This is a genomic window from Nonomuraea fuscirosea (assembly GCF_003001935.1).
GTDB lineage: Bacteria > Actinomycetota > Actinomycetes > Streptosporangiales > Streptosporangiaceae > Nonomuraea > Nonomuraea fuscirosea.
On record NZ_PVNG01000002.1, the window covers coordinates 25,156 to 44,765 of the forward strand.

18 protein-coding genes are annotated in these 19,610 nt (G+C 72.2%); 8 read left to right on the forward strand and 10 right to left on the reverse strand.

Annotation, left to right across the window (positions count from 1 at the left end; all coding sequences use genetic code 11):
* Positions 1 to 4: 4 nt before the first annotated feature.
* Together B0I32_RS03710 and B0I32_RS03715 are read right to left on the reverse strand one after the other, a co-directional pair.
* A complete protein-coding gene (locus B0I32_RS03710) occupies positions 5 to 1,144 on the reverse strand; it encodes a trypsin-like serine peptidase (RefSeq protein WP_181306978.1) in 1,140 nt (379 codons plus the stop codon).
* A gap of 55 nt (positions 1,145 to 1,199) precedes the next feature.
* Positions 1,200 to 2,234, reverse strand: a complete 1,035-nt coding sequence (locus B0I32_RS03715; protein WP_106234956.1) for a trypsin-like serine peptidase — start codon at positions 2,232 to 2,234, stop codon at positions 1,200 to 1,202.
* Positions 2,235 to 2,432: 198 nt separating this feature from the next.
* Between B0I32_RS03715 and dxr the strand changes: the two genes are divergently transcribed.
* Together dxr and ispG are read left to right on the forward strand one after the other, a co-directional pair.
* Positions 2,433 to 3,623: a 1-deoxy-D-xylulose-5-phosphate reductoisomerase gene (dxr, locus tag B0I32_RS03720; protein ID WP_106234958.1), complete on the forward strand. Its 1,191-nt coding sequence runs from the start codon at positions 2,433 to 2,435 to the stop codon at positions 3,621 to 3,623.
* Positions 3,624 to 3,662: 39 nt separating this feature from the next.
* The gene (gene ispG, locus B0I32_RS03725; RefSeq protein WP_106234960.1) at positions 3,663 to 4,826 is read left to right on the forward strand and encodes a flavodoxin-dependent (E)-4-hydroxy-3-methylbut-2-enyl-diphosphate synthase; all 1,164 of its coding nucleotides are present in this window, start codon (positions 3,663 to 3,665) and stop codon (positions 4,824 to 4,826) included.
* An 85-nt stretch (positions 4,827 to 4,911) separates the two neighbouring features.
* On the opposite strand, the gene B0I32_RS03730 is transcribed toward ispG, so the two are convergent.
* Positions 4,912 to 5,700, reverse strand: a complete 789-nt coding sequence (locus B0I32_RS03730) for an NAD-dependent epimerase/dehydratase family protein (protein WP_106234961.1) — start codon at positions 5,698 to 5,700, stop codon at positions 4,912 to 4,914.
* Between the two features lie 149 nt (positions 5,701 to 5,849).
* Between B0I32_RS03730 and B0I32_RS03735 the strand changes: the two genes are divergently transcribed.
* Both B0I32_RS03735 and B0I32_RS03740 read left to right on the forward strand, forming a co-directional pair.
* Complete coding sequence (locus B0I32_RS03735) at positions 5,850 to 7,460, forward strand: alpha/beta hydrolase (protein WP_245955559.1); 1,611 nt, start codon at positions 5,850 to 5,852, stop codon at positions 7,458 to 7,460.
* Between the two features lie 72 nt (positions 7,461 to 7,532).
* Positions 7,533 to 8,375 (forward strand): GNAT family N-acetyltransferase, encoded by an 843-nt coding sequence (locus B0I32_RS03740; RefSeq protein WP_106235997.1) that lies wholly within the window; start codon positions 7,533 to 7,535, stop codon positions 8,373 to 8,375.
* A gap of 20 nt (positions 8,376 to 8,395) precedes the next feature.
* Here the strand turns inward: B0I32_RS03740 and B0I32_RS03745 are convergent, their stop codons facing one another.
* From B0I32_RS03745 to B0I32_RS03780, 7 genes are all read right to left on the reverse strand, one after another.
* On the reverse strand, positions 8,396 to 10,102 hold the full coding sequence (locus B0I32_RS03745) for a SpoIIE family protein phosphatase (RefSeq protein WP_106234964.1): 1,707 nt from the start codon (positions 10,100 to 10,102) through the stop codon (positions 8,396 to 8,398).
* 106 nt (positions 10,103 to 10,208) lie between these two features.
* Positions 10,209 to 10,586, reverse strand: coding sequence for a DUF3037 domain-containing protein (locus B0I32_RS03750; RefSeq protein ID WP_106234966.1), 378 nt, complete (start codon positions 10,584 to 10,586; stop codon positions 10,209 to 10,211).
* On the reverse strand, positions 10,583 to 11,398 hold the full coding sequence (locus B0I32_RS03755; protein ID WP_106234968.1) for a HipA family kinase: 816 nt from the start codon (positions 11,396 to 11,398) through the stop codon (positions 10,583 to 10,585). The genes B0I32_RS03750 and B0I32_RS03755 overlap by 4 nt, the downstream gene beginning before the upstream one ends.
* 29 nt (positions 11,399 to 11,427) lie before the next feature.
* Positions 11,428 to 11,781, reverse strand: a complete 354-nt coding sequence (locus B0I32_RS03760) for a winged helix-turn-helix domain-containing protein (RefSeq protein ID WP_106234969.1) — start codon at positions 11,779 to 11,781, stop codon at positions 11,428 to 11,430.
* Positions 11,781 to 12,254: a hypothetical protein gene (locus B0I32_RS57435; protein ID WP_181306980.1), complete on the reverse strand. Its 474-nt coding sequence runs from the start codon at positions 12,252 to 12,254 to the stop codon at positions 11,781 to 11,783. Before B0I32_RS57435 ends, B0I32_RS03760 begins: the two co-directional genes overlap by 1 nt.
* A gap of 89 nt (positions 12,255 to 12,343) precedes the next feature.
* Positions 12,344 to 13,216, reverse strand: a complete 873-nt coding sequence (locus B0I32_RS03775; RefSeq protein ID WP_106234974.1) for a TIGR03619 family F420-dependent LLM class oxidoreductase — start codon at positions 13,214 to 13,216, stop codon at positions 12,344 to 12,346.
* Entirely contained in the window at positions 13,213 to 14,460 is a 1,248-nt protein-coding gene (locus tag B0I32_RS03780) for an LLM class flavin-dependent oxidoreductase (protein ID WP_106234976.1), read from the reverse strand. Before B0I32_RS03780 ends, B0I32_RS03775 begins: the two co-directional genes overlap by 4 nt.
* An 89-nt stretch (positions 14,461 to 14,549) precedes the next feature.
* Between B0I32_RS03780 and B0I32_RS03785 the strand changes: the two genes are divergently transcribed.
* From B0I32_RS03785 to B0I32_RS03800, 4 genes are all read left to right on the forward strand, one after another.
* The gene (locus tag B0I32_RS03785; protein ID WP_106234978.1) at positions 14,550 to 15,356 is read left to right on the forward strand and encodes a TIGR03619 family F420-dependent LLM class oxidoreductase; all 807 of its coding nucleotides are present in this window, start codon (positions 14,550 to 14,552) and stop codon (positions 15,354 to 15,356) included.
* Positions 15,357 to 15,546: 190 nt separating this feature from the next.
* Complete coding sequence (locus tag B0I32_RS60820; protein ID WP_106234980.1) at positions 15,547 to 17,109, forward strand: serine/threonine-protein kinase; 1,563 nt, start codon at positions 15,547 to 15,549, stop codon at positions 17,107 to 17,109.
* A 121-nt stretch (positions 17,110 to 17,230) separates the two neighbouring features.
* A complete protein-coding gene (locus B0I32_RS03795) occupies positions 17,231 to 19,303 on the forward strand; it encodes a serine/threonine-protein kinase (RefSeq protein WP_106234981.1) in 2,073 nt (690 codons plus the stop codon).
* Positions 19,304 to 19,365: 62 nt separating this feature from the next.
* Positions 19,366 to 19,551, forward strand: coding sequence for a DUF6203 family protein (locus tag B0I32_RS03800; protein WP_106234983.1), 186 nt, complete (start codon positions 19,366 to 19,368; stop codon positions 19,549 to 19,551).
* Positions 19,552 to 19,610 lie beyond the last annotated feature (59 nt).

Here is a 19,610-nt window from a genome sequence, read left to right on the forward strand (position 1 = left end):
CCGGTCATGCGTTCTGGGCCGTGCCGTAGAGGGCCTTGATCGTCTGGCCGAAGTACGGGCCGTACATCGTGCGCCGGTCGTCGCTGTACTTGAAGCTGCTCAGCGACATGATCGTGCCCTTGCCGGTGGCCGGGTCGAACTTCGTCATCCAGGGGCCGCCGCTGGAGCCCGCGGTCATGTCGCAGCCGAGGCCCTGGTCGCGGCTCTGGCCGTACGGGTCGTCCTTGAGCCGGCCCGCGCAGTAGACGAGGTGACCGCCGTCGTACGGGGGGTCTGCCGGGTAGCCGAAGCCGAACGCCTGGCCGCCGCGCCCCGCGTCGAACGCGATCTCCTGCGTGCCCACGACGTCGGCCACGTGCCTGCCGTGCGAGGTGGCCAGCGCCACCATGCCCACGTCGTAGTCGTCGTCGCCGCCGCGTGACCAGGGGCCGGCGACGAACATGCGGCGGGCGGTGTACTGGCCGTACGGGTGCGTCCCGCGCGTCCCGTACCCGGGGACGAACGTCCAGTTCGCCGCCCACGCGCCCGCGCCGTCCTTGACGCAGTGGCCGGCCGTGACCACGACGTCCCTGTTGGCGCTCCTGACGGTGCTGGCCGAGCAGACGAAGTCGGCTCCTGCCACGGTCAGGAACACCCGGCCCGTGGTCCTGGAGACCAGGCCGCCGGTCATCCAGCGGGCGCCGATCGTGCTGGTGTCGGGGCGGGCCGCGGCCATCCGGTGCGTGCCGACGAGCTCGCGCGGGACGGTCAGGTCCGCCCTGCGGCCGGTCAGCTCGGGGGTGGTACGCAGGTCCGCGTCACCGGTGAGCCCGCTCAGCAGGCCGTCGTCGGTCACGATGTCCAGCAGCCCGATCGGCAGGGCCTTGGCCATCCGCTCGGGCGTCCAGTAGTCGAGCACGCGCCGCTGGTCGGCGGCGGTTCTGGCGGCGACGTGCTCGACGATGTCGCCGGGCGCGGCCGCGTTTTGGGCCGCGCGCCCGGTGGCGTGCCCGGTCGTGCGCCCGCCCGTATGGGCGGGCGCCTGGGCCGGCGCGACGGCCGGCCGGTCGGCCTGCTGGGCGGCGGGAGCCGCGCCGATGAGCGCGGGGCCGATCAGCCCTGCCAGAAGCGGGGCCGCCGCAAGCAGGGGGGTGCTCAAGGTCATGGCCCCCGAGTGTGCACTACGAGATGTGTTCTTGTGACTACTTTCGGTAAATTCCTTAGAGTGCGTTGGTGCTTTGTGCTGCTTGGTAGACGGCTTGGGCCTCGTTCCCGAAATAGGGGCCGAACATCCAGTTGGTGGCGAAGTTGTATTTGAAGCTGTTGACGGAATTCTGGGTGCCGAGACCGGTCGACTCGTTGAAATTCAGCATCCAGGGGCCGCCGCTGGATCCGCCGGTCATGTCGCAGGTCAGGCCCATGTCCTTGGAGGCGAGGAAGTCGTCGAAGGTGCGGCCCGAGCAGTAGACGAGCTTCGAGCCGTCGTACGGGGCCGCCGCGGGGTAGCCGAAGGCGTACATCTGCCGGCGTCTTTGCTGGTTGAAGGCCACGCCCTGGCCGCCCACGGCGTCCACCAGTGTCTTGCCCTCCAGCGGCGCGACCACGGCGGCGGCGACGTCGAAGTTGATGTCCTCGCTCGCGTTCCACTGCTGCGTGGTCAGCAGCCTGGTGGCGGGCCAGGTGCCGAAGGGGCGGTTGCCGGCCGCGTAACCCGGGACGAAGACCCAGTTGGTGTGGAAGGCGCCGTTCATCTTCACGCAGTGGCCCGCGGTCAGCACCACGCTCTTGTTGGCGCTGGTCACCGCCGTTCCTGAGCAGGAGGCGTTGCGGCCCTGGGTGGTGAAGAAGATCCGGCCGGTGGTGCGGGCGACGGCGCCGCCGCGGGTCCACGCCGCGCCGCCGCTGCGCGCCGCCTGGAGGTCCACGTCGCCGCCCGACCGGCCGCGGGTGGGTGGAGCGGTCCAAGAACTGCCCTGCTCGGGCGCGTCGGCCGTCAGCCCGGCCTTGGGCTTAGGCGCGTCCAACGGCTTGGCCGCCTCCATCCGCCGCTCCGTCCAGTACGTCATGACCTGCCGCCGCTCGGTGGCCGTGTCGGCGGCGGCCCGCTGGGCGGGCTTCGGCCCCGCCGGCACCTGCGCCTGCCCATGCCCCTGCGCCGGGCTCGCGCTCGCGGGGAGCGGGGCCGTGGCGGTGGCGGCGGTGATGGCGGCGGCGCTGAGCGTGGCGGCGGAAAGCAGGCGGAATTTGCGTTGCATTACGTAACCTCCCTAAACCGGACCTGGGCCTAGGAAGGTAGCGGGCTCAATATCCAGATTTCTCAAGATTTGCTCATACCGATATAGCTATATTCCGGCACAAATGAACTCCCTTATCACGTGTCACATAAGGAGGTCATTTCTGGGGCCTGGGGTCCCGCGTGCCCGAGTACGCCGAACAGCGGGGACAATGGACACGTGCATGAAGAGACCCTCCGCTCCGTGGTCGTGCTCGGCTCCACCGGTTCTGTCGGCACCCAGGCCCTCGACGTCATCGCCGCCAACCCCGGCGGCTTCAAGGTCGCCGCGCTGGCGGCCGGTGGCGGAAAGGTCGAGCTGCTGGCGCGCCAGGCGGCGGAGTTCGGGGTCGAGGCCGTGGCGGTGGCCGACCCCGCGGCCGTGCCCGCGCTGAAGGAGGCGCTGACCGCCCTCGGCGCCCGGCCGGTCGTGCTCGGCGGCCACGAGGGGGTCGCGCAGGTCGCGGGCTGGCCGTGCGACATGGTGCTCAACGGCATCACCGGCGCGCTCGGGCTGACCTCCACCCTCGTCGCACTCGAAGCCGGCCGCACGCTCGCGCTGGCCAACAAGGAGTCGCTGATCATCGGCGGGCCGCTGGTGAAGCGGCTGGCCAAACCCGGTCAGATCCTCCCGGTCGACTCCGAGCACTCGGCCCTGCAGCAGTCCCTGTGGGCCGCGGGGCCTTCCGGCTACGACTCCTCGGCCGTCAAGCAGCTCGTGATCACCGCCAGCGGCGGGCCGTTCAGGGGCATGCGGCGCGAGGAGATGGCCGACGTCACGCCCGAGATGGCGCTGGCGCACCCCACCTGGTCCATGGGGCCGGCCATCACGATCAACTCCGCCACCCTGGTCAACAAGGGGCTGGAGGTGATCGAGGCGCACCTGCTGTTCGACCTCGGCTTCGATCGCATCGAGGTGGTCGTGCACCCGCAGTCGGTGATCCACTCCATGGTCGAATACGTCGACGGCTCGACCATGGCCCAGGCCAGCCCGCCCGACATGCGGCTGCCGATCGCGCTCGCGCTCGGCCACCCCAGGCGCATCCCGGGCGCCGCGCGGCCCATCGACTGGACCAAGGCCCACACCTGGACCTTCGAGCCCCTCGACGACGTGGCCTTCCCCTCGGTCGCGCTCGCCCGGCACGTCGGCGGCGCGGGCGGCACCGCGCCCGCCGTCTACAACGCCGCCAACGAGGCCTGCCTCGACGCGTTCATGCGCGGCGGGCTGCCGTTCCTGGCCATCGTCGACACCGTGGCCAAGGTCGTCGAGGAGCACGAGGTGACCCCCGCCGACTCCGTCGAAGAGGTGCTGGCGGCCGACGCCTGGGCTCGCGCCCGTGCGGCCGAACTCACAACCGGGCAGTCCCGCTAGCTACCTAAACTGGAAAGCGTCGTCACAGTAAGGGTTGAAATGACTTCTGTAGCTCTCGGCATCCCGACGGTGCGCCCCAAGCCGCTCGCCGAACGCCGCCACTCCCGGCAGATCATGGTCGGCAGCGTGCCCGTGGGCGGCGACGCCCCCGTGTCGGTGCAGTCGATGACGACGACGGTGACCGCCGACGTCAACGCCACCCTGCAGCAGATCGCCGAGCTCACCGCGTCCGGCTGCCAGATCGTCCGCGTCGCCGTGCCGTCCCAGGACGACGCCGACGCGCTGCCCATCATCGCCAAGAAGTCGCAGATCCCCGTGATCGCCGACATCCACTTCCAGCCGAAGTACGTCTTCGCCGCCATCGACGCGGGCTGCGCGGCCGTCCGGGTCAACCCGGGCAACATCAAGAAGTTCGACGACAAGGTCGGCGAGATCGCCCGCGCGGCGTCCGACGCCGGCGTCCCGATCCGCATCGGCGTCAACGCCGGCTCCCTAGACCCGCGCCTGCTGCAGAAGTACGGCAAGGCCACGCCCGAGGCGCTGGTGGAGTCGGCGCTGTGGGAGTGCTCGCTGTTCGAGGAGCACGGCTTCCGCGACATCAAGATCTCGGTCAAGCACAACGACCCGGTCGTGATGATCAACGCCTACCGCCTGCTGGCCGCCGAGTGCGACTACCCGCTCCACCTCGGCGTCACCGAGGCCGGCCCGGCCTTCCAGGGCACCATCAAGTCGGCCGTCGCGTTCGGCGCCCTGCTCGCCGAGGGCATCGGCGACACCATCCGGGTCTCCCTCTCGGCCCCTCCGGTGGAGGAGGTCAAGGTCGGCAACCAGATCCTGGAGTCGCTCGGGCTGCGCGAGCGCGGCCTGGAGATCGTCTCCTGCCCGTCGTGCGGGCGGGCGCAGGTCGACGTCTACACCCTCGCCGACCAGGTCCAGGCGGGCCTTGAGGGCCTGAAGGTGCCGCTGCGGGTGGCCGTCATGGGCTGCGTCGTCAACGGCCCGGGCGAGGCCCGTGAGGCCGACCTCGGGGTGGCCTCCGGCAACGGCAAGGGCCAGATCTTCGTCAAGGGCGAGGTCATCAAGACGGTGCCGGAGTCGCAGATCGTGGAGACGCTGATCGAGGAGGCACTGCGCCTGGCCGACGAGATGGGCGTCGAGGTCGACCTCGACGACGACTCCGGCCCCACGGTCACCGTCGGCTGATCCCCGGCCCGGCCGTCACCGCCGGCTGGTCCCCGACTCGGCCCCACGGTCACCGTCGGCTGAGCGTAGCTGCCTCGGCTCCGGGTCAGAGGTGGGGGAGGGTGTAGGCGGGGTCGGCGAACGCGCCGCCCTGGGGCGGGTCGCCGGTGAAGTGGGCGGCCGCTCCCGGGATGCGGTCGGCGAAGGCTTCGGCGTCGTCACGGGGGTGGTAGCCGAGGCGGTCGTCCAGCTCCCAGTAGCGGCGCGTGTTGGCCGACACCGCGTAGGGGGTGGCGAAGGTGAGGCCCGGCGTGGTCAGCGCGGCCCAGACGAAGCCGGCGCAGTCGCGCGGGCTGAGCCAGGTGGCCAGATGGCGGGGCTCGCCGGGCTCCGGCTCCAGGCTGCCGATGCGCAGGCACACCACCTCCAGGCCGAACTTGTCGGCGTAGAGGCGGCCCAGTGCCTCCATCGCGACCTTGCTCACCCCGTAGAGGCCGTCGGGGCGCGGCGGCATGCCGGGGGAGACGGTCACACTCGCCGGGTAGCAGCCGGTCAGGCGGTTGCTACTGGCCAGCACCACACGCCTGACGCCGGTGCGGCGTGCCGCCTCCAGCACGTGGTGGGTGCCCGTCACGTTGGCGTCGAGCAGGTCGGGCAGCGGGGCCTCGTCGGGCACGCCGGACAGGTGGACGATCGCGTCGGCTCCGGGCAGCAGGGCCGCCACGTCGCCGGGTCCGGTCAGCTCGGCCTGATGGACCTCCTCGTTGGCGCCCGCGGCGGACAGCGGCACGCGGTCGACCGAGATCAGCCGGCGCAGGCGGCGGCGTAGCGGCTCGCGTAGCACGGACCCGACCGCGCCGGCGGCCCCGGTGAGAAGGACGGTCTGCATGGTCATGGGGTGAGTCTGGCAGTGGGCACCGACATTCCCCGACGTCACTCCTTGTCATTGATCGATTACAGATTGGCAAGCTTTTCGCCATACCCGGAACCGTTCCAGGCCGCTCGCGGGAGCATCGCAAGGCCTATGACAAGGGAGGGGGCCGGGTGAAGCGGGTAGCTGGGGTTGTCGCCGGGATGGCGGTGCTGATGGCCGGGATGGCCGGCGCGGACGGTGCGGCGGTGGCCGAAGGGGGAGCGGCGGCGGTGGCCGGCCGGCCGGTGGCGGCGGTGGTGTGGGGGGCCTGTCCCAAGGTGGCCGGCAAGACGGCGTCGGCGGAGCTCGAATGCGGCACCGTACGCGTGCCGCTCGACCACCGCCAGCCCAGGGGCCAGTCGATCAAGATCGCCGTCAACCGGATCAAGGCCAAGGTGGCGCGGGACGCCAACCACCTGGGCACGCTGCTGATCAACCCGGGCGGGCCCGGCTCTCCTGGGCGGGAGCTGACCGAGTTCGTGGCGACGTCCCTGCCCGCCGACGTGGCCGAACGGTACGACGTCGTCGGGTTCGACCCGCGCGGCGTCGGCGGCAGCGAGCCGGCCGTGCACTGCGTGGACCCGGACACGTACTACAAGGCCCCGAGGCCCGACGCGGTGCCGCACGGGCAGGCCGAGGAGCGGGCGCTGCTGCGCCGGGCCGCCGAGTACGCCACCGCGTGCGGCAACCGGTGGTCCTGGCTGCTGCCCCACCTGACCACCGAGAACTCCGCCAGGGACATGGACGTCATCAGGGCCGCCCTGGGCGAGGAGAAGATCAGCTACCTCGGCTACTCGTACGGCACCTACCTGGGCGGCGTCTACGCCACCCTCTTCCCGAACCGGGTCAAGCGCCTGGTGATGGACAGCATCGTCGACCCCACGGCCGTCTGGTACGAGTCCAACCTCAGGCAGGACCGCTCCTTCGAGCACCGCCACCGCCAGTTCCTGGCCTGGACCGCCAAGCATCACGGCGTCTACAGGCTGGGCGTCACCGCGAAGCAGACCGCGTTCGCCTACTACGCCATGCGCGACCGGCTCCGCTCCCGGCCCGCCGGCGGGGTCGTGGGGCCGAGCGAGCTCGACGACACGTTCACGGTGGCCGGCTACAGCGACAAGGTGTGGCCCGTGTTCGCCCAGGCCTGGTCCGCGTACGTGCGCAGGGGCGAGGTCAAGGGCCTGACCGAGATCTACGAGCGGCACGGCAGGAACGACGCCTCCGACGAGAACGGCTACGCCGTCTACCTGGGCGTCCAGTGCCGCGACGCGCAGTGGCCGCGCCAGTGGGCGACCTGGCGGACCGACATGGCCGCGCTGCACCAGCAGGCGCCGTTCCTGACCTGGCCGAACGCCTGGTTCAACGCCCCGTGCGCGTTCTGGCCGGTCAGGGGCGGCACGCCGGTGCAGGTGCACGACTCGCCGAAGCTGCCGCCGATCCTGATGCTGCAGTCCAGGCACGACGCGGCCACCCCGTACCGGGGCGCGCAGCGGATGGCGGCGCTCTTCCCGCGCTCACGCATGGTGCTGGAGGGCGGCGGCAACCACGGCGTCTCGCTGTCGGGCAACGCGTGCGTGGACGGGCACCTGGCGGCGTACCTGAGGGACGGCACCCTGCCGGCGAGGGGCGCGCGGTGCGCCGCGTCCGCCGAGCCCCGTCCGGCCGAGCGCATGACGTCTGAGGAGCCGAGGAGGCACGCGTTGCTGGGCATCCTGGGCGCGCTGGACAAGCTGGGCGGAGCCTGACGTCAAGAAAGGGTTACCGTCGGCAGTTCCAGATGAGCCATTCGGTGACCCTTCGCGTAGTCTGACCGTGTGATGCTGCGTACATCGGCGTCGCGCGTGCTCGACGACAACGACCGGGACGAAGTTCTCGCGCTGCTGGACTCCGACCCGGTCGCCAACGTCTTCGTCTCCTCCCGAGTGCGGGCCGTCGGACTCAACCCGGCGAGACTCGGCGGACAGATGTGGGGATTCGGGCCGCGCGGTGGCCTCGTGTCGCTCTGTTACGCCGGGGCCAACATGGTGCCGGTCAACGCCGGTCCCGAAGCCGTGCACGCCTTCGCCGACCGCGCGCGCAAACAGGGCCGGCGGTGCTCGTCGATCGTGGGCCCCGCCGACGCCGTCTCGCTGCTCTGGGAGCGGCTGGAGCCGCACTGGGGGCGGGCGCGGGCGATCCGCTGGGCACAACCGGTCATGGCGATCTCGCACCGGTCGCCGGTGCCGCCCGACCCGCTGGTGCGCAGGGTGCGGCCGGACGAGTTCGACATCCTGCTGCCGGCCTGCGTGGCCATGTTCACGGAGGAAGTCGGGGTCTCGCCCAACCTCGGTGACGGCGGCGCGCTCTACCGCACGCGGGTGGCCGAGCTGATCAGGATCGGGCGCTCCTACGCGCGCGTCGAGGACGGTCGGGTCGTGTTCAAGGCCGAGGTGGGGGCGGTCACGCCGCACGCCTGCCAGATCCAAGGGGTCTGGGTGGCGCCCGAACTGCGGGGCAAGGGCCACGCGGTGGCCGGCATGGCCGCCGTGGTCGACGCCGCGATGAGCTGCTTCGCGCCCATCGTCACGCTCTACGTCAACGACTACAACCACGCGGCGCGCTCGGTCTACCGCAGGGTGGGCTTCCGCGAGGTCGACACCTTCATGTCCGTGCTCTTCTAGACGCCCCCGGAGGTACGCGGTCAGCCGGGGACGCGCAGGACGAGCAGGGCCACGTCGTCGTCGTTGTCGGCCGGGCGGACACTCGCCAGGAACCGGTCGCAGAAGGCGGTCAGCGGCTGCCCGATCAGGCCCGCGGCGTGCCTGCTCAACCGGTCCAGGCCGTCGTCGAGCGCATGGCTGGGCGACTCGATCAGGCCGTCGGTGTAGAAGAGCACGGTGGAGCCCGGCGCCAGCGGGACCACGGCGTCCTCGCGGGGGAGGCGGTGGCCGGTGCCCAGCAGCAGCCCGCTCGCGGCCTCCAGGAAGAAGGCCCGCCCGTCGCTCTCGACCAGCAGCGGCGGCGGATGGCCGGCGTTCGTCCAGCGCAGCTGCCAGCCTCCGTTCGCGTGCTCCACGCGGGCGAAGACGACGGTGGCCATCGTCGGCTCCGCCATGCGGGCCACCGCCTGGTCGAGCCGGTCGAGGACCATGCTGGGCGGCTCCTCCAGCTCTCCCGCGTACGCGCGCAGCATGTTGCAGACCTGCGCCATGCCCGCGGCGGCGTCGAGGTCGTGGCCGACCACGTCGCCGATCACCAGGCCCGCGGTGCCGTCGGACATGACGAAGGCGTCGTACCAGTCGCCGCCGACCTGCGAGGCGTCAGGGGCGGGCACGTAGCAGGCGCGCATCTCCAGTCCGGGCACGGTGGGCAGCTGGGGCAGCAGGTGACGCTGCATGGTCTCGGCGACCCGCCGCTGCCGCTCGTACAGGCGGGCGTTGTCCAGCGCCAGCCCCGCCCGGCGGGCGATGTCCTCGGTCAGCAGCATGTCGTCGGTGGTGAACGGCTCGGCCCGCTCGGAGCGGCCGAGGGTGACCGCGCCGACCACCTCGCGCACGCCGCGGATCGGGGCGATGCACGCGGACCGGATGCCGGTGACCGCCATCAGGTGCTGCTGGGCGGCGGTGATGGCGGAGTCGGGGCGGCCCTCGTAGTCCTCGGGGCCCACCAGCGCGGCGGCGACCCCGCGCAGCGCCCGCGCCAGCGGCATCGGCGACTCCTGCGCCAGGGGCGGCAGCAGCTCCTCCAGCTCGGCCCGGTGGGTCAGGGTGCCGTTCTCGTAGTGGACCACGACCGCGCGGGAGACCGATCCCTCCTCGGTGAACAGGTCGATCACCACCCAGTCCGCCAGCAGCGGCACCACCAGCCGCACGAGCTGGCGCAGGGTCTCGTCGACGTCGAGGCTGGAGGTCAGCGTCGTGGTCGTCTCGGCGAGCAGGGCCAGCCGGTCGCGCTCCGACATCGGCTCATGGACGGGGGCCGGCTGCCACTGCTCGGTCGTGTCCGAGCCGGTCTCGTGGAAGATCACCAGGGCGCTGGTCAGGGAGTCGGCGTCGCCCTTGCACGGGGTGACCAGCCAGGAGATCCTCATCAGCGTGCCGTCTCCGCGCTCCAGCCACTGCTCCGCGCCCTGCGCGTTGCCGCCCGTGAGGAGAGGGCCGCGCATCTCGCAGCGGCTGCGGGGCAGCGGCTCGCCGCGCTCGCCGCGGTGCAGCAGGTCGTGGGCGTCGCGGCCCAGCAGCTCGTCCGCGCCGCGCCGGAGCAGCTGCTCGGCCCGCGGATTGACCTGCGTGATGCGGCCGCCGTCGTCCACCACGTAGGCCCCCGCGTCGACGAGGTCACGCAGCTCGAAGGAGCGTTTGCCGCCCATGGTGAGGGGCCGTTCGGCGTCTCCGGACGGCACGCTCATGACCGGCTCTCCCTTCCCCCCTTTGCGCCTTCTACCCAATGATCTCCCTTGTCACCGCAGGTGGGGTGGTTCCACCGGTGTTCACCCAGGGAGTGATGGTACGGCGTCAGACCCGGACAAGTTTGTCGAACAGGCGGGCCAGCTCGGTGTCCGGGTCGGCGGTCAGCCCCGCGTGCACCGGGCCGGCCTGGACGATCGTGCTGCGCGGGGCGGTCAGCCAGCGGAACCTGCCCCCGGGCGACTCGGCGGCCAGGGCGCCCGCCTCCTCGCCGCAGGCCAGCTCGTACGCGCTGAGCGCCCGGCGCACCCCCTCGACGTCGGCATGGGGGTCGAGGGCCCGCAGCCGCGCCGGGTCCAGCGCCACCCGGGCGCACAGGTAACCGCGCGGCTGGCAGTAGAGCAGCACGCCGGCGTTGATCAGCTCGCCCCGCTCGACCTTGGGCATCACGCGGATCACCGCGTACTCGTAGACGTCCCTGCTCACCGGTCGCCGCCTCCCCGCCAGAACTCGCCGACCGATCCAGGGCCGGCCTGGCGGCCCCGCTCCTGCCCGCCGGTGACCAGCCAGCCGCCAGGACCGTGGGCCCGCAGCAGCAGATGGTCGACGTACGCCGCGCGTACCTCGTCCGGGGAGCCGAAACCCGGCTCGCCGGCCAGCCACTCGTCCGGCACCAGCGCCGTCACCTCCGACAGCAGCTCGCGGGTGATCTTCCCGGCCAGCTCGGCGCCCGCCGCGCCCACGTCGCCCGCGAAGGGGGCGAGCACGTGATCGCCCGCGTCGAACGGCCGCTGGGGGTCGGCGGTGCGCCAGTTGTGGTGGAACCACAGCGCGGCGCCATGGTCGATCAGCCAAATCTCGTGGTGCCAGACGAGCAGGTTGGGGTTGCGCCAGCTGCGGTCGATGTTGTGGATCAGGCCGTCGAACCAGATCACCCTGGCCGCGAACACCGGATCGGCCACCCAGCCCAGCGGCTCGAACCCGAGCGCGCCGGGCAGGAAGTCCACCGCCAGGTTGAGCCCGGTGCTGGCCTTGAGCAGGTCCTGGACCTCCTCGTCCGGCTCCCTGGCGCCCAGTTGCGGATCGAGGTCGATGAGCTTGAGCTCGGGCGTGCGCAGCCCCAGCCGGCGGCCCAGCTCGGCGGCGATGATCTCGGCGACGAGCACCCTGCGGCCCTGGCCGGCCTCGCGGAACTTCACCACGTACGTGCCGAGGTCGTCGGCCTCGACGACGCCGGGCAGCGACCCGCCCTCCCGCAGCGGAGTCACGTAACGGGTGGCTGTGATCTTTTCCAGCACGAGACGAGGCTATCGCCCCTTGAGCGGCACTACGCCCGGTGGCCGGGGCCGTCCGGAGCGGCCGTCTCTTCGCGGGCGGGCTCGTCGTCGAACGCGCGGGCCAGTGCCACGATCCGCTCCAGGGCCGCCGCGTGCCGGCGGAACGCCTCCCGCCCCTCGGGGGTGAGCCGCACGTACGTACGCCGTGCGCGCCTGTCCTGACCCTTGCGCACCACCACGTAACCGGCGCCGGCCAGGGCGGAGACCTGCTTGGACAGGGCCGAGTCGCTGGTGCCGACGGAGTCGCGCAGGAAGCCGAAGTCCACCCAGTCGGCCGGGGCCAGCGCCGCCACGACCGCCAGCCTGGCCGGCACGTGCAGGAACTCGTCGAACTGAGGGTCCATCAGCGGCGCCCGCCGTCCTGCCGCACGATCGAGCGCATGACCCACCGGTTCAGGGGGGTGGCGGCGACGTAGGCGACGGCGGCCAGCACCGCGCCCGCCATGGCCTGCGACCACAGGCCGTGCGCCGGCAGGCCGAGGATGGCGAAGCCGAGGATCCGCCCGACGGAGAAGACCACCATCATCACGGCCAGCACCGCCGTGTGGTAGGTCAGCTCACGCGTGGTCGGCCGCCGCTGGACCGAGGCGCGGTACTCGTAGAGCACGCCGACGCCCGCGTACAGGACGAAGCCGAGCGCGAGGCCGGCGAACGTCCACGGCCGGCCGAGGTCGATCACCGCGAGGGCGAGGAAGAGCCCGAGCGCGACGCCGAGCACGCGGGGCGTCGCGTAGGCGCGGCGGACGATCTCGTCTCTGGTGGCGTCCTGGAGCCGGTTGATGTCGGCGAGCGCGGTCCGGGCGTCGTGCGGGTTCAAGGGGCACCCCTCGGGGTCGGCAGTACTACTTTCCTATGAGGAAAGTACCATCTGCTTTCCTCATGGGAAAGTCGTCACCGCCCTGGGGTTCACATCTTCGCGATGACCTCCTCGGCGAAGCGCTCCATGGTGGCGATCTTGAGTTCGAGCGTGCCCTCGCCGTACCGCGCCTTCTCCTCCGGGGTGGCCAGCCACCACGGCGCGGCCATCGTCCCCGTCACGCCCTTGTCGGCGAAGCGGCGGTAGGTCTCCGCCTCCGGCAGCACCGCCAGCGGCGCGATGATCTCGAAGCCCTCCAGGCTCCTGCCGTTGGCTTCGAGCCGGCCGCGCAGGTCCGCGAGGACGGTGTCGAACTGCTCCTCGGTGTAGATGCGGTTGCCGATCCAGCCGTCGCCGAGCCGGGCCGCGCGCCGCAGCGCCGCCTCGCTGTCGCCGCCCACGTACACGGGGATGGGGGCGGCGGGGGTGGGCGAGATCGACAGCGGCGGCAGGCCGTCCACGGTGACCGTCTCGCCCGACCAGAGCGAGCGCAGGACCGGCAGCATCGCGTCCAGGCGCTTGCCGCGCGTGTGGAAGTCCTGGCCGGTGCCGACGAACTCCTCCTTGCACCAGCCCACGCCGACGCCGAACGTCACCCGGTCGCGCGACAGCACCGCCGCCGTGGAGACCAGCTTGGCCACGGTGAACAGGTCGCGGGCGGGGGCGATGTAGACGTTGGGGGAGAAGCGCAGGGTGCTGGTGACCGCCGCCATGGCGCCGATCGTGACCCAGACGTCCGGCCAGTGCGTACGCGCGTCCCAGCGCGGCCGGCCGGACTTCGAGTAGGGGTACGGTGAGGCGAAGTCGGCGTAGAAGAGGTGGTCGGAGAGCGTCAGCGTGTCGAACCCGCACCGCTCCGCGGCCCGCGCCAGCTCGACGAACTGGTCGCTGTCGGCGAAGGAGGCGCCCAGCCAGAATCTCATCGGAACTCCGGGGCGACCTTGGTGGCGAACAGTTCCAGGTTGCGCTTGACGGTGTCGAGGGGGAGCACGCCCTGCTGGCCCTGCATGTAGAGGCCGAACCACTCCAGGTCCGGCATCCGGTCCAGCATGCGCTGGATGCCGCGTTTGACGTCGTCGGGGGTGCCAAACAGGGCCATCTCGACGTCGTTCATGCGCTTGGCGTCGCCCTTCTCCGGGGAGATGGGCTTGTGCTTCTCGTCCTCCTTCTTGCGCAGCACCTCCAGGTAGCCGAACGGGCCGAAGAAGGCGGCGAAGTCCTTCGGGATGCTGCGGCCGAAGGTGTTGATGGCCTCCTCGGTGGTGTCCGCGATCCCGACGATCTTCAGGATGCCGGTGTGCTCGCCCAGCCGGTAGTGGCGGCCCTGCTTGGCCGACTCCTCCTGGTAGAGCTTGGCCTTGGCGGCGTGGTCGTCGGGGTTGGGGGTGAACATCCACGGCAGGATGTCCTCCTGCGCCGCCCTGATGACCGACCGGTCCGAGATCGTGAACGGCTGCCACAGCTCGGGGTGGGGGTTCTGGTACGGCCGCGGGCAGACCGACACCGCCTGGACCTTGCCGTCCTCGTCGAGCTCGCCCGGGGCGCCGAAGGTCCTGGTCCACTCCTGGGCGGGCCAGCCCTCGATGCCGTCGTACGGATAGGGCACCTGGTAGTCGAGCACGTCCGACTTGTAGCGGAGCGTCTCCTCGGTCCACGCCAGCTTCATGATCTTCAGCACTTCGCCGAAGACGTCGAAGTTGCGGGTGTCGCTGGCCGAGCCGTCGGAGCGGGCGGCGGCGGCCTGCCAGCGCTGGCCCAGGACGTTCATCCAGCGGTTCTGGTAGCCACGCGCCACGCCCAGTCGCAGCCGTCCCTTGCTGAACTGGTCCAGCAGGGCCACGTCCTCGGCCGCCCTGATGGGGTCCCAGGCGGGCAGCACGAGTCCGAGCGGCGCGAGCAGGATGCGCTCGGTCCTGGCCGCCAGGTCGGTGAGGAACATCAACGGGTTGACCGAGAACTCCATCCCCTCGGAGTGGAAATGGTGCTCGGTCATCATGAGCGCGTCGAACCCGATCTGGTCGGCGTGGACGGCTATCTCCCGTACCTCGTGCAGCAGCCTCTGGTACGACTCCGTGTCGCGCCCGATCGGGCGCTTGGCCCTGGCGTTCTCCTCGGCTGCGTACCCAGAGCCTGGAATTTGCGGATTCAGGAAGATAGAAAACTTCACCGGGGACCTCTTTCCGCGGGATGGTCTTCTGCAAGGTACTCTGGAAATCTTAACCGAGCAATCGCTTGGTTCGCTTGTCGGGAGGCCGGATGAGGCTCGGGGTCACGATGTTCGCGACGGATCTGGCCATGCCGGTCCAGGACCTGGCCAGGGCGGCGGAGGAGCGCGGCCTCAGCTCGCTCTACCTGCCCGAGCACACCCACATCCCCGTCTCGCGGCGCACGCCGTACCCGGCGGGGGGAGAGCTGCCCGAGGAGTACAGGCGCACGTTCGACCCGCTCGTCGCCCTGTCCTTCGCCGCCGCCGCGACCGAACGGCTGCGCGTCGGCACCGGCATCCTGCTCGCCGCCCAGCGCGACCCCATCGTCACGGCCAAGGCCCTGGCCACGCTGGAGCGGCTGTCGGGCGGGCGGCTGACGGTCGGGATCGGGTTCGGCTGGAACGTGGAGGAGATCGAGGCGCACGGGGTGCCGTACGGCGAGCGCCGGGAGGTCGCGCGGCGCCACATGCTGGCCATGCGGGCGCTGTGGCGCGACGAGGTGGCCTCGTTCGACGGCTTCGAGCCGTCCTGGTCCTGGCCGAAGCCCACTCGGACGCCTCCGGTGTACGTGGGCGGCGCGGCGGGGCCCAAGTTGTTCGCGCACGTGGCCGAGTACGCCGACGGATGGATGCCGATCGGCGGGCGCGGCGTCAAGGCGGCGCTGCCGGCGCTGCGTGAGGCGTGCGAGCGGGCCGGGCGGCCGATGGCCGAAGTGATCCCGTTCGCCGTGCTGCCCAGCAAGGAGAAGCTGGACTACTACGCCGGGCTCGGCATCACCGAGACGGTGGCCGGCCTGCCCAGCGGGCCCGCCGACGTGGTGCTGCCGGTGCTGGACGAGTACGCCGCGATGGTGTGAGATCGGCTGCTGGGCGGGTGCGCCGCGACGGCGTGCGAGCGGCACCGCGTGCGGATCGTTATCAAGGTGACGCGCGGGACGCGAAGCGAGGTCACCCACGCGGGGAAGGTCTCCGGCGTGGCCTGATTCGAGGCCGCCGCTGTCCGATCAGTACGCCGTCTACCTATGCCAGCGGGCATAATGGAACGATATGTCCGAGCTCCGTGCCGATGATCCCCGACAGCTCGGGGCGTACCGGCTGACCCGCAGGCTCGGTCAGGGTGGCCAGGGAGTCGTCTACCTCGGCCAGTCTCCCCAGCGGACTCCGGTCGCGGTCAAGCTGCTGCACGCGAGCCTGTCGGGCGATCCCGACGGGCGGCGCCGCTTCCTCGGCGAGGTCGAGGCCGTCCGCAGGGTGGCGGCGTTCTGCACGGCCCAGCTGCTCGACGCCGACCTCGAAGGCGACCGCCCCTACCTGGTGAGCGAATACGTCGATGGGCCGTCGCTGCGCGAGCACGTGATCGCCGAAGGGCCCCGGCGGGGCGGCTCGCTGGAGCGCCTGGCCATCGGCACCGCCACCGCGCTCGGAGCCATCCACCGGGCCGGGGTGGTGCACAGGGACTTCAAGCCGGGCAACGTGCTGCTCGGCCTCGACGGGCCCCGGGTGATCGACTTCGGCGTGTCGCGGCTGGTCGACGCCGCCGCCACCGCCCACACGCCGATGGGCACGCCCGCCTACATGGCGCCGGAACGGATGAAGGGCGAACCGGCCGGACCGCCCGCCGACATGTGGGCCTGGGCGCTGACCGTCGCCTACACCGCTTCCGGGCGGCCCGCGTACACCGCCGACACCCATCAGGAGATTCTGGCCAGGGTGCTCTACGGCAAGCCGGACCTGGGCCCGCTGGACGGGCCGCTGCGCGAGATCGTCGAGGCGTGCCTGGCCACGGAGCCGGGCGAGCGGCCGGACGCCGAAGAGGTGCTGCGCCGGCTGCTGGGGCAGCAGGCGGGCGAGAGAGACCTGCTGTCCACCGGCGCGATGGCCGCCGTCGGTCCCGCCGCACCCGCCGGCACCGGTCCCGCCGGAGCCGACGCCTCCGGCTCTGGAGACCACGCCTCCGGAGCCGCCGCTTCCGGCGAGGTCGCCGGGCCGGCCGGTCGTGCGGCTCGTCGTGGCGCAGGCCGTCAGGCGGCCGGGCTGGGCTCGCTCGCCATCGTTCCCGCCAAGGTCGTCGGGCTCGGGGCGGCCGAGGCCGAGCCCGGCGTGATCACCGACCCCGACCCCACCACCAGCTTCCCCGCGATCACCGCCCCCCAGGTGGCGGCCGCCCGCGCCGCCTCCGCGCGGCGCGCCACCGCTCCCGCCTGGCGGCGGCCGCGCCTCTGGCACCTGGCGCTCGCCACGGCGGTGCTGCTGATGGCCGCGGCCGGCTTCGTGTTCTGGCTGCGCGGCGCGCAGGGCCCCGGCTTCGAGGGAACGTGGACCGGCTCGGCCCGGCACTTCACCGCCGACCGGATCTTCCCCGTGGAGGTGCGCCTCGGCGGCGACGGCGCGGGATCGCTGCGCTGGGGAGCCGACCTGCACTGCTCGGGACGGCTCGGACGGGACGGCAGCGGGATGGTCTTCACCCTCCACGGGGTCGCCGGCGAGGAGTGCTATCCGGGCACGCTCCGGATGTTCCCCACCGCCGATGTCAACCAGTTGGACATCAAGGTGACCCGTTCCGGTGAGGATGAAGTGACGTATTCGGGTAAGGTGGCCCGCACCCCCTGACCCCGCCTCTGACCGGGTGTGTCACGGTCAGGCCGCGATTGCCGTGCGCACCGTTGACTGTTCGCGCTCGGTTGCCTTCAGTGGAAGGCAGAAAGGGATCGCGGCGAGGGGAGGCGGCCTCGTGCCCACGGCACAGCCGCTCAGAACGGGGGACCCCCACAGACTCGGGGAGTACGAGCTTTCCGGGCGCCTCGGCGAGGGCGGTCAAGGTGCGGTGTTCCTCGGGTCGAGGAACGGCGAGACGTACGCGGTCAAGCTGCTGCACGGGCCCGTGGGGGACGAGCAGGCGGCGTTCCTGCGAGAGGTGGAGCTGGCCAAGCACGTGGCCAGGTTCTGCACCGCGCAGGTGATCGACGCCGGGTTCGACTACGGGCGGCCGTACATCGTGAGCGAATACGTCGACGGGCCCTCGCTGCACCGGGAGGTCGCGCTCACCGGGCCCCGGCGGGGCGGCGCGCTGGAACGGCTCGCGGTCAGCACGGCCACGGCGCTGACCGCCATCCACCGGGCGGGCATCGTGCACCGGGACTTCAAGCCGCAGAACGTGCTGCTCGGGTCCGACGGGCCGCGCGTCATCGACTTCGGCCTGGCCAGGGCGCTGGACGCGGCGGCCACCGTGAGTGGGCGGGGGGTCGGGACGCCCGCGTACATGGCGCCCGAGCAGATCACGGCCTCGGCCGTCACCGGGGCGGCGGACGTCTTCTCGTGGGGCGCGACGATGTGCTTCGCGGCCAACGCCACGGCGCCGTTCGGGCAGGACTCCGTCGCGCCGGTGCTGCACCGCATCCTGACCGCGCCGCCCGAGCTGGGGCTGCTGGACGGACGCCTGCGCACGCTGGTGGCGGCCTGCCTGGACAAGGACGCGCGCAACCGGCCGAGCAGCCGGGAGCTGCTGTTCGAGCTGCTGGGGGAGGCGACGGGGGACGAGGTGCCGGCCGAGGTGCTGCGGTCACCGCCGCCGCACATCCTGCGGGCGCCGCCGCTGGTGCCGGGACAACGCCCACCGAGCACTCCACCGCAGGAGCCGCAGGACGCGGAGGAGGCCGAGGGCTTCGGGGAGCGGTGGTCGTCCGGCTCGGCGCCGTACCCGATGGCCGAGCCAGAGGCGACGGGGGCGGCGGGCGGTGAGTACCGGCTCGCCGGCTCCTCTCCCGGCGTCGGTGTGCCGCCGTCACCCGTCCGCCATGGCGGCGATCACGGGTCTCCGGCCGGTGGCTCCTTATCCCCGGCCGCCACCGAGCCGACGCCGGCGGCGGGGAGGGCGCGGGGCTGGCCCAGGGCGGCCGTGGCGGTCTGTGCCGCGCTTCTGGTGACCGCCGCCGTGCTGCTCACGATCGTCGTTCCCGCGCTCAGCCGGGGTGGCGACGATCCGATCCCTCCGGGTTCCCAGGCCGCCGCGCCCTCGCCCCCGCCGCGTACACGACCGGCCACCGACCGCTCTACGTCCGGCGAGCCGGCGCCCACCAGGACGCGGGAGACGCGGGGCCCGCGCGAATCGTCCGCCGATCCGCCGCCGGCCCGCCCGCCCATGATCGCCGTACCGGCGCTGACCGGCCTGGACAAGGGCGCGGCCGGGAAGGCGCTGAAGAAGGCCGGGCTCGTCCTCGGCGCCGTGACCCAGGTCGACTCGCCGCAGAAGATCGGCCGGGTGCTGAGCAGCAAGCCCGGCCCGGGGGCCATGGTGGACAAGGGCGCGACGGTGACGCTGCGGGTGTCGAAGGGGATCGCCGTACCGTCCGTGGCCGGCCTGCGGCGCAAGGCGGCCGAGTCGGCCCTCACCGGCGCGGGTCTTCGTGTCGGCGCGGTGACCTCCTCCTGCTCGCGCGAGCCGACCGGCCAGGTGCTCTCCACCACTCCGCAGGCGGGCCGCCGCCTCGCCGGAGGTTCTCCGGTCGCCCTCACGCTCTCACGCAACGGCGCCACGGTCCCGTCGGTCGTCGGCCAGTCGGCGGAGGCGGGCCGCGCCGCCCTGGCCGCGGCGGGCTTCGCGGTGCGGACGAGGGAGCAGCTGGTGGAGGAGGAGTCGCGGGCCGGGCTGGTGCTCGGGCAGAGCATCTCCGCGAACACCTGCGCCGAGGCCGGCAGCCGGATCGTGCTCACGGTCGGCGTGGCCGGTCAGTCGGGCCCGGGCCCCGATCCCGGCGAGACCACCCCCGAACCCTCAGAACCGGGCGAACCGACCGACGGCGAGTGAGTCACGGGCGGGGGAGCGGCAGCCGGCGACTGACGGGCGGGTTCGTGGGCAGTTGGGGCGGCATGAAGAAGTTCCTCAAGCTGGTGGTGGCCCGCTACCTGTCCAAGACCCCGTTCGGGCTGGTCGTGCTCGGGATCGGCTGGTTCCTGGGCCGGCGGCACAAGCGGCGGCGGGCGGAGCGGGAGAACGCGCCGATGCCACGGCGAGCGACGCCCTCCAGGCGGCCGGTGCGCAGCGGACGCCGTTGACGAGGCCGGTGCGTGGCGGGGTGCCGTTGACGACGCGGGCCGTGAGGGCGCGTGCAGCG

Bases quoted from the DNA above. Each gene is read 5' to 3' on its own strand.
- B0I32_RS03715 (WP_106234956.1), bottom strand. From the start codon at position 2,234: ATGCAACGCAAATTCCGCCTGCTTTCCGCCGCCACGCTCAGCGCCGCC.
- B0I32_RS03785 (WP_106234978.1), top strand. From the start codon at position 14,550: ATGAGGCTCGGGGTCACGATGTTCGCGACGGATCTGGCCATGCCGGTC.
- B0I32_RS03745 (WP_106234964.1), bottom strand. From the start codon at position 10,102: ATGAGCGTGCCGTCCGGAGACGCCGAACGGCCCCTCACCATGGGCGGC.
- ispG (WP_106234960.1), top strand. From the start codon at position 3,663: ATGACTTCTGTAGCTCTCGGCATCCCGACGGTGCGCCCCAAGCCGCTC.
- B0I32_RS03710 (WP_181306978.1), bottom strand. From the start codon at position 1,144: ATGACCTTGAGCACCCCCCTGCTTGCGGCGGCCCCGCTTCTGGCAGGG.
- B0I32_RS03775 (WP_106234974.1), bottom strand. From the start codon at position 13,216: ATGAGATTCTGGCTGGGCGCCTCCTTCGCCGACAGCGACCAGTTCGTC.
- B0I32_RS03800 (WP_106234983.1), top strand. From the start codon at position 19,366: ATGAAGAAGTTCCTCAAGCTGGTGGTGGCCCGCTACCTGTCCAAGACC.
- B0I32_RS03740 (WP_106235997.1), top strand. From the start codon at position 7,533: ATGCTGCGTACATCGGCGTCGCGCGTGCTCGACGACAACGACCGGGAC.
- B0I32_RS03760 (WP_106234969.1), bottom strand. From the start codon at position 11,781: ATGGACCCTCAGTTCGACGAGTTCCTGCACGTGCCGGCCAGGCTGGCG.
- B0I32_RS60820 (WP_106234980.1), top strand. From the start codon at position 15,547: ATGTCCGAGCTCCGTGCCGATGATCCCCGACAGCTCGGGGCGTACCGG.
- B0I32_RS03730 (WP_106234961.1), bottom strand. From the start codon at position 5,700: ATGACCATGCAGACCGTCCTTCTCACCGGGGCCGCCGGCGCGGTCGGG.